Genomic DNA, 15244 nt, shown 5'->3' with positions numbered 1-15244 from the left:
CCCTCCCAAAGACCGGCACAGAGCATCACTCCCCATGACTCTCATGATTGTGATGCCCGTTACTCCCAGACCGGAGTATCCATGCGGCACCGGCCAAAAGCAAAAGAAACGCGCAAGAGTGGCCGATCGACACCAGAACGTGATGCAAACGGTCGTGTCCGGCCGCAACGTTCGCCACCGGTCCGTCAGCGGCGAGGTCGACGAGCAGCAGCCCGCCGGCGTCGTACGCGATCCGGCCCGCGGGGATGGCCGGGTCCCCCATGCCGCGTTCGACCAGGACCCAGCGCACTCCCTCGGCGCGCAGCGCGCCGGCCGGGTCGGGATCGGCGAGGGCGCGGGCGGTCGCGACGACCCGCGGGTCCTCGGCCGGCACCACCCGGTCCGACAGCACCACCCGGTCGTCGACCAGCACCGTGCCGGGCAGCAGCCGCGGTGCCGGGTCGAGCACGGCGCGCCGGTGGTTCCACGCGTAGCCGCGGTAGGAGCCCTCCCAGGGCAGCACGACGGTCGTGTCGTCGGGCCCGACCAGGTCGGCGACCGCGCTCCACGCCTGCGGGTACGACGAGCGCGGCAGCTCGCCGAGCGCGCCCCACGCCAGGCTCGGCAGGAGCAGCAGCGGCGCGACCACGAGCAGCGCCACTGCGCTCCACAGCGCGCCCACGCCGGGCCGGATCCGGGCGCGCAGCACGGTCACCGCATGGGCGGAGCCCACGGCGAGCACGAGGCCGAGCGGCGCCAGGAAGCGGTGGGAGTCGCGCAGCAGGGCCAGCCCGGGCACGTGGGCGGCGAGGTCCTCCAGCAGGTCGCTGCCGCCCGGGAGGGCCGGCAGGAGGGCGAGCACGACCGCCGCAGCACCGAGGATCGCCCAGCGCCGCCGGTCGGGCCCGCTGCGCACCAGCCCCACGCATGCCACCACCGTCAGCAGGCAGGAGAGCAGCACCAGCGCGGCGCTGGTCCGCTCCTCGGGCACGATCGAGGTCTTCCAGATGCCGCCGAGCGACAGCACGCTGGCCGCCGTACCGGCCGCGGACTCGGCCCGGGCCGCGAAGCCCTCGAAGACGCCGTGGGTCGAGACCCGCACGGTCGTGGCAGTGAGCGCCGGCACGGCCCAGGTGAGGTTCGCCCCCACGGCCAGCAGGCCGACCCACCACCAGGCACGACGGTCCCGGCCGAGCGCGAGCACGGCGAGGACGCCGACCGCCATCACCCCGCTCGACGGGTTGCAGACGGCGGACAGCACCAGGACGATCGCGGCCGGCCCCCAGTCCCGCGGGTCGGCCCGCAGCCGGAACGCGGCGCGCGCCACCCACGGCAGCAGCAGGTAGCCCAGCAGGATCGCCCACTGGCCGATCAGCAGCCGCTCGAGGACCCACGGGTTCCAGCAGAACAGCGTGATCGCGGCCGCGCGGGCGTACCACCGCTGGTCCCCGACTAGGCGCGCGATCCCCAGTCCACCCGCGACGAAGCCGCCGACGAGCAGCAGTCGCTGGACCACGCTGCCCGGGACGACGTGAGTGGCGAGCGAGACCAGCGCGTCCATCGGGACCGCTCGGGGCAGCGATCCGTCCAGGCCGAGCCACGCGCTCTTCCAGGGCTGGTGGGGCACGAAGACCATGTCGCCGACGAGCCAGTAGCCGCCGCCGACCAGCAGCGGACCGAGCACCAGCACGGTGATCGCGAGCGTCACCGCCTGGTCGGGTCCGGCCGCGCGTCGCAGGCTCACTGCTGCTCCGGCAGGCCGGCGCCGATGTCGGTGATGCAGACGGTCGACCGGCCGTCGCCGCGGAAGGTGAGCGCGTCGACCTCCCCCGTCAGGTCCGGCAGCACGAGCCACATCTGGTTCGGCCCGCGCGTGGCGAGGAAGTCGGCGCTCCAGTCACCCGTCGTCACGGTCAGGGTGGTCTCCTCGGCCGTGAAGTAGGAGACCCGGACGAGCAGCCTCCCGTCGACCGGCACGGCGAACGCGGCCCGGCGTGACGAGCGGTCGACCTCGTAGCCGCACTCCCCGTCCGGCCCGTCCTTCGCGCGCACGACGCCCGCGAACTCGACCGGCTGCAGGCTGCCGTCGGCGGCGACCATCCGCAGCCGCGCGGACGCTTCGTCGAAGCGCAGGTGCTCGGGCAGCGGCCCGAGGATCCGGGACAGCTGGGAGTCCGCGCCCACCAGCGGCAGCACGACGTCGGCCGGTGCCAGCCGGTCGAACAGGACGACCGTGGGGTCCGCGGCGAATTGCGAGCGCAAGGTCGTCACGAACGCCTTGTCGTCGGTGTTCTGGAAGTGCGGCACGAGCAGCGCGGTGCCCGCGACCGACGCGGCGCCGTACAGCAGGACCGTGGTGGCGACGACGATGCCGCGCACCCGCGCGGACGCCGTGTCGAGAATCCCCAACCAGGGCCGGGATCCGCGCAGGCACAGGGCGACGCAGAGCACGGCGGCGTGCACCGTGTCGGACGAGTAGCGGGGATCGAGGCCGATGACCGAGCCGAAGCCGGCACGTCCCGACAGCAGCAGGGCCAGGTCGGCGGCGACGTAGCCGAGCAGGAACGCCAGGCCCCAGCGGCGGGCCGGGCCGCCCCGCAGGAGCAGCAGCACCGCACCGGCGAGCGCGAGCACGAGCGAGACCACGACCACCCAGAGGGCCGGACGCACCGCGCCGCCGTCGAGCTCTCCGGTCCACGGACCGCCCAGCAGCCCCGGAACGACGTTGCGGCCCAGGAACGACCAGCTCACCTCGAGGCGCTGCTTCCAGGTGCTCTCGCCACCCTCGACGTCGGTCAGCATGCCGTGTGCCACGAGGAAGCCGCCGAGCAGCAGCACCTGCCCGGCCCACAGCCAGCGGAAGCGCTTGAGCGCCGCCCACAGCCGCCGCCAGCCGGCCGCCTCGTCGGCCAGGGCCACCGCGACGCCGCACAGCACCGGGGGGATGAGGACGGCGCGCTCGTGCCAGAGCAGGCCGAGAGCGGTGGTGAACAGGATCGCGAGCACGGCCCACGTCGGCCGGGCGTCACCCTGCCGCCAGCGCACCAGCAACCACACGGCCAGCAGCGAACACAGGACGTGGGGCCACAGACCCATCGCCGCGCTCCACCACAGCGTCGTGGCCAGGGTGAGCGGCGCCCAGGCGAAGACCGCGAGCAGCACCACCCGGCTCCAACGCTCCCCCAGGAGCCGCGTCAGCAGCAGCCACATCACGACGGTCGCCGCCGTCTGCAGCAGCAGAACGAAGGTCGCCACGCTCGCCCAGCTGTACGGCGCCCCGTGGGCCAGCAGCCAGTACGCGAGCTGCTGCAGCGGGTTGACGTGGCCCGCGGTGTCGCGGACCAGGAACTCCGCGGTCAGGTCGGAGGACGCCGCACGTCCGGACAGGTAGAAGTCGTCCTGGTTGAACCAGGACCCGGCCAGCAGCACCGCTCGGCTGATAACCATCGACAGCAGCACGGCGATCGCCGCCGCGCCCTGCCGTCCGCGCCACGCGCTCATGGGCTCACCTGCTCCCGAGCCGGGCGCCAGGGCCGCCCCAGGACCAGGCCGGCGACCAGACCGACCGCGAGGGCGGCGGCGACGTCGGCGGCGCTGGAGACGACCCGCGAGCCGCCGAGGGCGTCGAGCAGCCCGGAGGCCGACATCAGCACCAGCACGGCGGCGGCCGAGCGCGCGGGGTGGCGTGGCAGCAGCGCACCGGCGAGCAGCCCGACGGCCGCCAACGGGCCCAGCAGGACCACGGCCGCGACGACGCAGGTCGCCCACACGACCGGTCGCGAGAAGGCGCCCTCCGCGGGCCACGGACGCTGCCGGGGTCGCGGGCGGCGTCCGACGAGGAGGAGAACCAGGCAGAGAGCGCCGGCCAGGAGCACGCCGCCACTGACCGCGAGCCCGAGCGGCAGCACGACGCCGTACGTCTGCTCGGGCGCGTAGCGCAGCCGGAGCGTCGACTGGCCCCGCCCGGCCGGGAGCAGCCAGGCCTGCTGCCACCCGTCGACGCGGATCGGCTCGAGTCGCCGGCCGTCCAGCTCGGCGACCCAGCCGGGGTTGGCGTTCTCGGGGATCCAGAGGACGGCTTCGGGTCCGCTGTCGACCCGGACGGTGCGCCGGGCGCTGTCCCAGTGCTCGACGGTGACGTCGCGCTGGCGCGCCGTCACCCGCTCCTGTCCGACCGGGACGACCGCGACGTCGGCGAGCTCGAAGTCGGTGGTGGGTGACGCATGGAGCTCCTGCTGACCGGAGGAGAGCCGGAGCCCGGGCGGGTCGCAGCTCTCCAGTTCGAGAGGCGTGCCGTTGACCAGGTCGGCCATGGTCCCGGTGACCCGCGTCCGGACCTCACGGCCACCGATCTCGATGACCGGCCCGAACCCGCACAGCGCTCCGGTGGGCGCGTCCGCAACCAGCGGGCGGGTCACGTTGACGCCCGTGAGCTCGATCTCCGGCACGACGACGTGCCCGGCACCCGGCGCCTTCTCGAAGCGCACTTGCAGGCGGTTGGTGCGCAGCGGCTCGATCTCGACGTGGTCCGCACCGCCGAGCAGGACTCGCTCCGTGCGCCGCCCAGAGGTGATCACCGCGGCCACCGGGGCGTCAGCGACGCCATCCGATCGCACCTGGATCCCCGTGACCGTGCGCGTGCGGCGCCACTGGAAGGTGAGGGTCGGGTACGGGTCGGCGTCGTCGGAGACCCACGCGGTCGTCGGCTGGCCGTCGTAGGCGAATCGGCCGGCGACCTTGAGGTCGCCGCCGTAGGAAGAGGTCACCTCGACCGGGGGGCGACGCTCGACCTGGTCGAGCAGCCGCGCGGCCTCCGACGTGTTCCGCGCCACGACGTGGCCGGTGAGCCGGAACTGCCCGGAGGCCGACAGGGCGAACGACCGGTCGATCCCCCCAGCCTCCTCCGGCTGCCGGATCCGGGTGACGTCGCAGTCCGGCACGGTCAGCGTGATGAAGCACGCGCGCCGGCCCGGGACCGTGCTGAAGGCGAGGGCGTCGTCGGGACCGGCGGTGCCGGGAACCGCGAAGGTACGGCGCGGGTGCAGCCCGTCGACCGCCACCTCGCGCAGGCCCACCCGGGCCGAGCGCGCCGCGGACGCCGCCTCGATGACGCGGACCTCGACCCGGTCGACGCTGCTGCCGTCGAGATGGACTTGCACGGGCGCACCCGTCGCACCGACCCTCGCACGGACCACCTGTGCGCCCGCCACGACCTCGATCGTGCGGATCGGGACGACCTGGGCGTCGGCGGCGACGGGAGTGACGGTCACGGTGTGGACCGCGCGGGGGGCAGCGAGGTCCAGCCGGAGCCACTGCCGCTCCGGGTCGGTCGCCGACGAACTGATCCACTGCGTGTCCAGGTCGCCGTCGACGGCTGCGTAGGGACCGGACGCGGTGATGACCGGGCCGAAGTTGTCGGCATAGGCCTGGGCGGAGGATGCCTCGAGCCCACGCAGGCCCGCGTACCGGGCGACGACGGGCGTGCTGCCCGGGTCTCCTGGGAAGTCGTGGGCCGCACGCTCGACGCGCCACGGCTCGTCGGCGGTCATCAGTGCCGACAGACCTTCGTCGTTGTTGCCGAACGCGCGCTCGCGTCGCTGGTCGGTGTCCGTGACGACCTTCGCCGAGTGGTCCCAGCCGGGCTCCCCCTCGAGGACCGTCGGCTGATCGGCCCCGATGAGGCCGGTCTCCTGGGCGAGCAGGCTGCTCTCGGCCGCCCCGCGGACCGTCACGACGTCGTCGAGGGCGGTCGCTCGGACGAGCGGCAGTCGGCGTGGGACCCGGAACACCTCCACCTCGGGCTCGTCGCCGACCGTCGCGCCGAACGCCGCGACTCGCTGCAACCCGGCCTTCGCCAGCGCGACCGCGGCCCCACCGGGGTGGGGCGAGCGGGTCAGCTGGCGCACCAGGTCGCGTCGCAGGACGACGTGCCCGATCCCGGCGCGGGCCAGCTGGTCGACGAGGGCCGGCGTCACGCGACCGGTGGCGATCGCCTGGTCCAACGCCGACAGGTAGCGGATCGACTCCCCCGGCACGAGCGGGACCTGCGTGCGACTGACCATGTCGACGCCGCCGAGGATCGCCAACGGCTCGTCGAGCGTCCATCCCCATGCCTGCTGCGCAAAGCTCGAGCCCGGTACGACGAGAGTGCGGTCGGCCTCCCGCGGCCCCAGGTCCTGCTGCTCGGCCGCGAGGTAGTCCCGCGCCTGTTGCCAAGGGGTGGCGATCCCGGTCCATCCCGGGGTCCGGGTCCCGCTGCCGAGGAACGGCTGCCCGAGCACGGCGACCAGCAGCAGCGGCACCAGGACCAGTCCGCTCCTGGCGGGATCGAGCCGCGGCCGCAGCGCGACCAGGCGGTCGACGCCGACCGCCACAGCCGCACCGAAGCCCAGCGCGAGGGGCAGCCGCACCACCGGGTCGATCTTGTGGACGTTGCGGAAGATCTGCAGGGGGCCGTCGAGCAGCTCACGGAACCCGTCCGCGAGCGGAGTTCCGGCGACGCCGCCGTGGGCGACGGTCAGGCAGCCGAGGCCGAGTAGCGCGGCGAGCAGCAGCGGGCGCCGTACCGGACTGTCCATCAGTGCGAGCCCCGCCAGGCCGAGCGCTGCGCCGACCGCCGCGGCGACGACGAGGATCGGATCGGTCGCGAGGTCGAACGCCGCCGGCCACCAGGGACGGTCGCCGGACAGCAGGTAGCCCAACCACGAGGAGTCGCCGCGCGCAGCCTCCGACCAGCCGATCAGCGAGGTCGTGTCATTGGCGCTCTCGACGTACTCGAAGAACGGGGGTGCGTACCTCGCGAGCACCGCGAGCGGCAGCGCCCACCACAGGCAGGCAGCACCGACTGCTGCCGCCCAGCCACCGGCGAAGCGCCATGACGTGAGGCGGGTGCGGGCACCCCAGAGCACCAGGATCGCGGCGAGCGGCAGACAGGCTGCCGTCTCCACCGCGTTGACTCCTCCCATGCACACCACAGCGGCGCCGCTGAGCAGCGCCGCCGATCGTCCGGAGACCCTGCCCCGCAGGTGGAGGGCGACCGGGAGGACCAGCCATGGCATCACGGCCCCGGGCAACGACTCGGCCGTCTGGACGGTCACGGTGCCGAGCAGGCGCGGGGAGAGGGCGAAGAAGACGCCGGCCAGCAGCGCCGGCAGGTCCTCGAGGCCGACTGCGCGCGCGACCCGGCGCGCGCCCTCGCACGCCAGCACGAGGATGAGCGCGGACCACAGCCGCTGGCTCACCCAGTCGGGCATTCCGAGCAGGTCGGTGAGCCAGAACCAGGTGCCCTGCGGGAACAGGTAGCCGTAGGCCTGGTTCTGGAACTCCCCGAAGTTCGACTCCGGATGCCAGAGGCTGAACGCCCCCGAGAGGAAGCTCGCGGGTCGTTCGGCGAGCTCCGCGCGGGTGTCGTACGTGGTGGCGCCGGGCTGCTGGAGCAGCATGAGAACGGTGATGACGGCGTACAGCGCCACCGCGACTCCCGTGCCCCGCACGGCCGGCTGCGACGTCTCCCTCATCCCACCTCCTCCCGCAGGCTGCCCGGCGACACTGTAGGAGACGCGGCCCCGCCGATGCCGGGTCGGCTTAGGTTCGCGCCCCTCGTCCCCCTAATCTGCTCTGGTGACGACGACCTCCCGCCCGGCGGGCTCACGCATCTCCCGGCTCCTGCACAGCAGCGCCGGCATCGCCATCGCGATGGCCGTGATGAACGTCGGCACCTACGGCTTCCAGATCGCCTCGGCCCGCCTGCTCGGTCCGGGCCAGTACGGCGCCCTGGCCGGCGTGATGGCGCTGATGCTGGTGCTCTCCGTGCTCCAGCTCGGGCTGCAGGCCACGTCTGCTCGCCGGATCGCCGCCGACCCCGAGCACGTCGCTGCCGTGGAGGCCGCGGTGCTGCGCACCGGCTGGCGCACCGCGCTGGTTCTCGGCGCCGCCACGGTGCTGGCCGCTCCGCTCGTGACCAAGCTGCTGCGTCTCGACGGCCTGCTGCCCGCCGTCCTCCTCGGGCTCGCCATCGTGCCCGCCACGGTGATGGGCGCCCAGGCAGGCGTGCTGCAGGGCGAGCGCCGCTGGTTCCCGCTGAGCCTGGTGTATCTCTCCGTCGGCGTGCCCCGCGTGCTGCTCGGCATCGCCTTCCTCCTGGTCTGGCGCTCGGAGAGCAGCGCGATGCTGGCCATTCTGGTCTCGACCTGGGTGCCGGTGCTGGTGGGCGCGTGGGCCCTCGGTCGCCACCCTCGCCGCGAGACCAGCGTGACCGAGGCGGAGATCCGCCGCGACGTGCTGCGCGAGACCCTCGGCAGCTCCGTGGCGCTGCTGGCGTTCTTCGCGATGGCGAACCTCGACATCGTGGTCGCCCGCAGCGTCCTCGACGAGCACGACGCCGGCCTCTACGCCGGCGGCCTGATCGTGACCAAGGCCGTGCTCTTCCTGCCCCAGTTCGCGGTCGTCGTGCTGTTCCCGTCGATGTCGACCGGCGGCGAGAGCCGAGCCGCCGTCGTCAAGGGCCTGGCCTTCCTCGGCACGCTCGGCGTCCTCGGCGTCGCGGCGACGTACTTCCTCTCGGACCTCGCGCTCGTCTTCGTCGGCGGCGCGAGCTATGCCGGCGTGCAGGACCGGCTCTGGCTCTTCGCGACGCTGGGCGCGCTCCTCTCGCTGCTCCAGCTCCTCGTGTACGCCGGCCTGGCGACCCGGGGCGTCTGGACGAAGTACCTCGTCGGCGTCGGGGCGCTGGCGCTCGTCGGCCTCGGCGCGACGGCTTCCAGCGTGACCGACCTCGCCGTCAAGGTCGCGTCGGTCGACCTCGCCGTCCTGCTGGTCCTCGTCGCGCTGCAGGTCGTGCGGCACCGCCGCGACGACGAGGCGGCGACCGCCCCCTAGCCGCTCAGTGCGCGGCCTCGTGCCAGGACCGGCCGGTGCCGACGGACACGTCGAGCGGGACCGTGAGGTCAGCGGCGCCGGCCATCTGCGCGCGGACCAGGGTCTCGAGCGCGTCCTGCTCACCGTCGGCGACCTCGAACACGAGCTCGTCGTGGACCTGCAGCAGCATCCGTGAGGCCAGCCCGGCGTCCTTCAGGGCCGCGTCGGTGCGCAGCATGGCGACCTTGATCAGGTCGGCGGCCGAGCCCTGGATGGGGGCGTTGAGCGCCATCCGCTCGGCGGCCTCGCGGCGCATCCGGTTGTCGCTGGTGAGGTCGGGCAGGTAGCGGCGCCGGCCCATGATGGTCTCGGTGAAGCCGGTGCGGCGGGCCTCCTCGACGACGCCGGCGAGGTAGTCGCGGATGCCACCGAAGGTCTCGAAGTAGTCGTCCATCAACGCGCTGGCCTCGCGCGGCTCGATGCCGAGCTGCTGGGACAGGCCGAAGGCGGACAGGCCGTAGGCGAGGCCGTAGTTCATCGCCTTGATCTTGGCGCGCATCTCCGGGGTGACGGCGTCGGGCGCGACGTCGAAGACCCGCGACGCGGTCTCGGCGTGGAAGTCGCGGCCGGAGCGGAAGGCCTCGATGAGCAGCTCGTCCTCCGACAGGTGGGCCATGATCCGCATCTCGATCTGGCTGTAGTCGGCGGTCATCAGCGCCGCGTAGCCGCTGCCGACGACGAAGCTCTCGCGGATCCGACGGCCCTCCTCGGTGCGTACCGGGATGTTCTGCAGGTTGGGCTCGGTGCTGGAGAGCCGGCCGGTGGCGGCGATGGTCTGGTGGAAGGTGGTGTGGATCCGGCCGTCGGGCTGGACCGTCTTGAGCAGGCCCTCGATGGTCTGCCGCAGCCGGATCACCTCGCGATGACGCAGCAGGTGCAGCAGGAACGGGTGCTCGGTCTGGGTGAACAGCCACTGCAGCGCGTCGGCGTCGGTCGTGTAGCCGGTCTTGGTGCGCTTGGTCCTGGGCATGTTGAGCTCGTCGAAGAGCACGACCTGCAGCTGCTTGGGCGACCCGAGGTTGATCTCCTGGCCGATGACGTCGTAGGCCTTCTGCGCCTCGCTGCGGACCTCCTCGCCGAAGTGCGCCTCGAGGCCCTCGAGGTGGTCGACGTCGATGGCGATGCCGGTCTGCTCCATGGCGGCGAGGACGCCGACGAGCGGCATCTCTACGTCGGTGAGCAGCCCGCGGCCGCCGGCCTTCTCGACCTCGTCGGCGAGCTCGGCGGACAGGTCCAGCGCGGCCCGGGCCTGCACCATCGCGCTGCTCGCGACACCACCCTGGTCGGCGTCGCCGTCGTCGAAGAGCAGCTCACCCTGGTCGGGGTCCTGCGTCTGACCGAGCTCGCGGTGCAGGTAGCGCAGGGTCAGGTCGCCGAGGTCGTAGGAGCGCTGGTCCGGTGCGACGAGGTACGCCGCCAGCGCGGTGTCCTCCACGACGCCGGCCAGGGTCCAGCCCTGGGCCGCGAGCGCGTGCAGCGGGCCCTTGGCGTCGTGCAGCACCTTCGGGCGCGCCGGGTCGGCCAGCCAGGCGGCGAGGGCGGTGTCGTCGGCGAGGCTGATCGACGCCACGTCGACGTACGCCGCGCGTCCATCGGCCAGGGCGAGAGCGAGGCCGTCGACCCGGCCGGTGCCGCTCCCCCAGGCGCCGCGGACCGAGAGGCCGACGGTCGCGTCGCCGATCTCCGCCAGCCACGGGCCGACCTCGTCGGTGCCGAGGGTGGTGCCGTCGAGCGCGACGCCGGTCTCGACCTGGACGTCCTCGCCGGGAGCGACGACGTCGAGGATCCGGGTGCGCAGCTCGCCGCGGAACTCCAGCTCGTCGAGCAGCTCCAGCGCCGCCGCGCGGTCCCACTCCTTGAGCGCCAGGTCGTCGACGACGACGCCCAGGTCGAGGTCGCGGACAAGCGCGTTGAGGCGACGGTTGCGGATCACGTCGCCGAGGTGCTCGCGGAACGCCTCACCCTTCTTGCCGGTGATCTTGTCGGCCTGGGCGATGACGTTGTCGAGACCGTCGTAGGTGTTGATCCACTTCGCGGCGAAGCCCGCGCCGACGCCGGGGACGCCGGGCAGGTTGTCGGACTGCTCCCCCACGATCGCGGCCAGCTCGGGATAGCGGTGTGGCGGGACGCCGTACTTGTCCTCGACGAAGGCGGGCGTCATCCGGGACAGGTCGGAGACGCCGCGCATCGGGTAGAGCACGGTGGAGCGGTCGGTGACCAGCTGGATGGAGTCGCGGTCACCGGTGAGGATCAGCACCTCGAGGCCAGCCAGATGATCGGTCTCGTCGGCGAGCGCCTGGGTGACCAGGGTGGCGATGATGTCATCGGCCTCGTAGCCGGGCGCCTTGATGAACGGGATCGAGAAGGACGTCAGCATCCGCTCGATCAGCGGCAGCTGGCTGCTGAACTCGCCGGGAGTCTTGTTGCGCTTGGCCTTGTACTCGGAGTACTCCTCCGTGCGGAAGGTCTGCCGCGAGACGTCGAAGGCGACGGCGACGTGCGTCGGCTGCTCGTCGCGCAGCACGTTGACCAGCATCGACGTGAATCCGTAGACCGCGTTGGTGTTCTGGCCCGTCGCCGTCGAGAAGTTCTCGACGGGCAGGGCGAAGAAGGCGCGGTAGGCCAACGAGTGGCCGTCCAGGAGGAGGAGTCGCGGGCGAGTCGTCTCCGTCAGGTCGTGAGGCACCCGGCGACTCTACCGATGCCCTCCGACTATCGTTTCGGCCCATGACGACCATCGACGAGATCGCCGACCACATGCGCTCCCACATGGGCGCGCTCAACGAGCGGATGGGCATCGAGCTCGTCGAGGTCACCGCGGACCGCGTCGTCGCGACCATGCCCGTCGAGGGCAACACGCAGCCCTACGGCCTGCTCCACGGCGGTGCCTCGGTCGTGCTCGCCGAGACCCTCGGCTCCGTCGCCGCGGCGATCCACGCCGGCCCCGACCGGTTCGCCGTCGGCACCGACATCAACGCCACCCACCACCGCTCGGCGACTTCGGGCGTCGTCACGGGCGTCGCGACGCCGCTGCACCGCGGACGGACCATGGCCAGCTTCGAGATCGTCGTCAGCGACGACGCCGGCCGGCGCGTGTGCACGTCGCGGATCACCTGCGCGCTGCTCGAGCGCGACCCGGGCAAGAAGTAGCCCCTCAGGCCTGCTCCGGCTCCGGCAGCACGAGCCGCTCGGTGCGCGCCCGGCGCAGCGAGCGACGGGCCGCGAGCACCCGGCTGCGGCTGCCGTCGACGCCGGTCTGCTGGCGCTGCGGCGAGACCCGGCTGCGCAGCAGCGTGGTCGGCGCGATCCGGTACATCACGACCGGTGCCAGCCCCAGGCGCGCCATGAACCGGTTGGACTCGCGCGAGGAGTGCGGTACGGCGGTGACGACGTGCAGGATGCCGTTCTCCTCGGCGAACGAGGTGGCGGCTTCCATCAGGGCATGCCCGACGCCGTGCCGGCGACAGGCGTCGAAGACCCGCGGGTGGATCGACTGCACGCAGGGCTCGAGGTTGAGCGGCGACAGCGTGGTGATCCGCAGGTAGACCGCACCGGCCACCTGGCCGTCGTACTCGACGACGACGAGGCGCTGCTCGGGCGAGGCTGCGGCGGCCTTGACGACCAGCTCGACGTCAGAGAGCTGCTCGGACGGGTCGGCCCGGCGTACGGCGTCGCTCCAGAGCTCGGCCAGCACCGGCGCGTCCTCGCGCGTGGCGATGCGCGTCGTCAGCGAGTAGCGACTCATCCCGACCCTGCCCTCCATGACCCCCCGGCCGCAGACCGCTCGGTCCCGAACGGTCAGGCGGACACACTACGCCCACCGTCCGGCGCCCCGACAGGGGTACAGCCGACCCCAGTCATCCGATGTTCTCGTATCCGAGACAGGAATGGGCATTCCCCGCAGAAGCGGGCCTCCCGGAGCCTCGCGGCGCCCGGCTACCGGGGCCTAGAGTGCCGCTCATGCAGAAGTCGCGCATCACCGCCCTCACCATCACGGCCCTCGCCACCCTCGCGCTCACCGCGTGTGGCTCCGAGGACAGCGCCAAGTCCGCCACCGGCGCCGACCTCATCAAGAAGGACACCCTCACCGTCTGCTCGGACGTGCCCTACCCGCCGTTCGAGGACTTCGACAAGTCCAGCGACACGGGCTTCAAGGGCTTCGACGTCGACATCGTCACCGAGGTCGCCAAGCGCCTCGACCTCAAGCTCACCATCAAGGACTCGTCGTTCGACGCGCTCCAGAGCGGCCAGGCACTCAACGCGAAGCAGTGCGACCTCGTCGCCTCCGCGATGACGATCACCGACGACCGCAAGAAGAACCTCGACTTCGCCGACGGCTACTACGACTCCAAGCAGTCGCTGCTCGTCGCCGCCGACAGCAAGATCGCCTCGATCAACGACCTGAAGGGCGTCAAGGTGGGCGTCCAGCGCGGCACCACCGGCAAGACGTACGCCGAGGAGAACGCCAAGGGCGCCGAGATCTCCACCTTCCCCAGCGACGCCGAGATGTACCAGGCGATCAAGGCCGGCCAGGTGGACGCGCTGCTGCAGGACCTCCCGGTCAACCTCGACCACACCACCGACGGTCAGTTCAAGGTCGTCGAGACCTATGACACCGACGAGGAGTACGGCTTCGCCATCAAGAAGGGCAACAGCCAGCTGGTCAAGGACATCGACGGTGCCCTCGAGGAGATGCACTCCGACGGCACCTACGACACGATCTACAACAAGTACTTCGAGGTGAAGTGAAGCGCACCACGCGGCGCCGGCTCACGATCTGGGGGCTCAACCTCGGCGTGCTCGTGGTCGTGGTCGCGATCGCCGCGCTCGCCGACTGGAAGCAGATCCACCACAACTTCTGGAACTCGGGCGGCGTCGACGGCTGGTCCGCCGGCAACTGGGCCGACCTGGTCACCATCGGTGCGGTCAACACGGTCAAGTACACCGCGATCGCGTTCATCGGCGGCCTTGCCCTGGCTCTCGTCCTGTCCCTGATGCGGCTCTCGCCGGTCGCGACCCTGCGCTGGCTCGCGACGGTGTACGTCGAGTTCTTCCGGGGCCTGCCCGCGCTGATCGTGATCCTGTTCATGGCGTTCGGCCTGCCGATCGCCATCGGCTGGACGCCTCCGGGTGGACCAGCCGGGGCCGGTCTGATCGCGCTGATCATGGTCGCCGGCGCCTACATGTCGGAGACCCTGCGTGCAGGCATCCAGGCCGTGCCGAAGGGCCAGACCGAGGCGGCGCGCTCGCTCGGCATGAGCGGGACGGCCACCTTGTTCAAGGTGGTGCTCCCCCAGGCCTTCCGGGTCGTCATCCCGCCGCTGACCAACGAGTTCGTGCTGCTGATCAAGGACACGGCCCTGCTCTCGGTGGCCGGCGCCACCTTCGACAGCCGCGAGCTCACGAACGTCGCCAACGACTTCACGACCTCGGGCCCGTCGACCGGTACGTCGACCAGCCTGATCCAGGCGGCGCTGCTCTACCTCGTCATCACGATCCCGATCACCCAGCTCGTGGCCTGGCAGGAGCGCCGGCAGAGGAAGGCGACCCGATGAACTCCCCCAACCTCGCCAACGGCGAGCCGACGCCGGCGATCGCGGTCCGAGGCCTGCACAAGCACTACGGCAACCACGAGGTGCTCAAGGGCATCGACTTCTTCGTCGACTCCGGCCAGGTCGTCTGCGTGATCGGCCCCTCCGGGTCGGGCAAGTCGACACTGCTGCGCTGCGTCAACCGCCTCGAGGAGCCGTCGGCCGGCGAGATCCTGATCGAGGGCGTCGACATCTGCGACCCCGAGACGGACCTCGACGAGATGCGCTCGCGGATCGGCATGGTCTTCCAGCAGTTCAACCTGTTCCCGCACCTGTCGGTCCTCAAGAACCTCACCCTGGCCCAGCGCAACGTGCGTGGCCGGGGCAAGGACGAGGCGGTCCAGATCGCCCGGCAGAACCTCGAGAAGGTCGGCCTGTCGGAGAAGGAGTCGGCGTACCCGGCCCATCTCTCCGGCGGTCAGCAGCAGCGCGTCGCGATCGCCCGCGCGCTGTCGATGGAGCCCGACATGATGCTCTTCGACGAGCCCACCAGCGCCCTCGACCCGGAGCTGGTCGGCGACGTGCTCGGAGTCATGAAGGAGCTCGCCCAGGAGGGCATGACGATGATGGTCGTCACCCACGAGATGGGGTTCGCCCGCGAGGTCGGCGACAAGCTGGTCTTCATGGACGGCGGCGTCGTCGTCGAGGAAGGCCTGCCGGCCGACGTCCTGTCGAACCCGCAGCACGAGCGGACCCAGTCGTTCCTCTCGAAGGTCCTGTGACACCACAGGACTCCCAGCAGGCACGGTAGGGCAACA

General features: G+C 71.9%; 10 protein-coding genes. 5 read left to right on the top strand and 5 right to left on the bottom strand.

Annotation, left to right across the window (positions count from 1 at the left end; all coding sequences use genetic code 11):
* Positions 1 to 25: 25 nt before the first annotated feature.
* Genes ACZYRU_RS10715 through ACZYRU_RS10705 form a run of 3 tightly spaced genes read right to left on the bottom strand, consistent with a single transcriptional unit; the run spans position 26 to position 7496 of the window.
* A complete protein-coding gene (locus tag ACZYRU_RS10715) occupies positions 26 to 1723 on the bottom strand; it encodes an MmpA family trehalose lipid delivery protein (protein WP_488957066.1) in 1698 nt (565 codons plus the stop codon).
* A complete protein-coding gene (locus tag ACZYRU_RS10710) occupies positions 1720 to 3480 on the bottom strand; it encodes a hypothetical protein (RefSeq protein ID WP_488957065.1) in 1761 nt (586 codons plus the stop codon). Before ACZYRU_RS10710 ends, ACZYRU_RS10715 begins: the two co-directional genes overlap by 4 nt.
* Positions 3477 to 7496, bottom strand: coding sequence for an alpha-(1->3)-arabinofuranosyltransferase domain-containing protein (locus ACZYRU_RS10705; protein WP_488957064.1), 4020 nt, complete (start codon positions 7494 to 7496; stop codon positions 3477 to 3479). The genes ACZYRU_RS10710 and ACZYRU_RS10705 overlap by 4 nt, the downstream gene beginning before the upstream one ends.
* A gap of 103 nt (positions 7497 to 7599) precedes the next feature.
* Here ACZYRU_RS10705 and ACZYRU_RS10700 point away from each other — a divergent pair, with 103 nt between their 5' ends.
* Positions 7600 to 8856 (top strand): oligosaccharide flippase family protein, encoded by a 1257-nt coding sequence (locus ACZYRU_RS10700; RefSeq protein WP_488957063.1) that lies wholly within the window; start codon positions 7600 to 7602, stop codon positions 8854 to 8856.
* 4 nt (positions 8857 to 8860) lie between these two features.
* Here ACZYRU_RS10700 and polA read toward each other — a convergent pair whose 3' ends face one another.
* Positions 8861 to 11581 carry a DNA polymerase I gene (gene polA, locus ACZYRU_RS10695; protein WP_488957062.1) on the bottom strand — a complete coding sequence of 907 codons (2721 nt, stop codon included), beginning with the start codon at positions 11579 to 11581 and terminating at the stop codon, positions 8861 to 8863.
* 41 nt (positions 11582 to 11622) lie between these two features.
* Between polA and ACZYRU_RS10690 the strand changes: the two genes are divergently transcribed.
* Positions 11623 to 12045 carry a hotdog fold thioesterase gene (locus tag ACZYRU_RS10690; protein WP_488957061.1) on the top strand — a complete coding sequence of 141 codons (423 nt, stop codon included), beginning with the start codon at positions 11623 to 11625 and terminating at the stop codon, positions 12043 to 12045.
* A gap of 4 nt (positions 12046 to 12049) precedes the next feature.
* Here the strand turns inward: ACZYRU_RS10690 and ACZYRU_RS10685 are convergent, their stop codons facing one another.
* Entirely contained in the window at positions 12050 to 12640 is a 591-nt protein-coding gene (locus tag ACZYRU_RS10685; RefSeq protein WP_488957060.1) for a GNAT family N-acetyltransferase, read from the bottom strand.
* Positions 12641 to 12855: 215 nt separating this feature from the next.
* Between ACZYRU_RS10685 and ACZYRU_RS10680 the strand changes: the two genes are divergently transcribed.
* The 3 genes from ACZYRU_RS10680 to ACZYRU_RS10670 are packed head-to-tail and all read left to right on the top strand — an operon-like array spanning position 12856 to position 15208.
* The gene (locus ACZYRU_RS10680; RefSeq protein ID WP_488957059.1) at positions 12856 to 13644 is read left to right on the top strand and encodes an ABC transporter substrate-binding protein; all 789 of its coding nucleotides are present in this window, start codon (positions 12856 to 12858) and stop codon (positions 13642 to 13644) included.
* Positions 13641 to 14450 (top strand): amino acid ABC transporter permease, encoded by an 810-nt coding sequence (locus ACZYRU_RS10675; RefSeq protein ID WP_488957058.1) that lies wholly within the window; start codon positions 13641 to 13643, stop codon positions 14448 to 14450. Before ACZYRU_RS10680 ends, ACZYRU_RS10675 begins: the two co-directional genes overlap by 4 nt.
* The gene (locus ACZYRU_RS10670) at positions 14447 to 15208 is read left to right on the top strand and encodes an amino acid ABC transporter ATP-binding protein (RefSeq protein WP_488957057.1); all 762 of its coding nucleotides are present in this window, start codon (positions 14447 to 14449) and stop codon (positions 15206 to 15208) included. Before ACZYRU_RS10675 ends, ACZYRU_RS10670 begins: the two co-directional genes overlap by 4 nt.
* Positions 15209 to 15244 lie beyond the last annotated feature (36 nt).

The organism is Nocardioides sp. F233 (assembly GCF_057813895.1).
The sequence above is the reverse complement of the archived record's forward strand: the minus strand, read 5'-3'. Positions and strand labels throughout refer to the sequence as shown.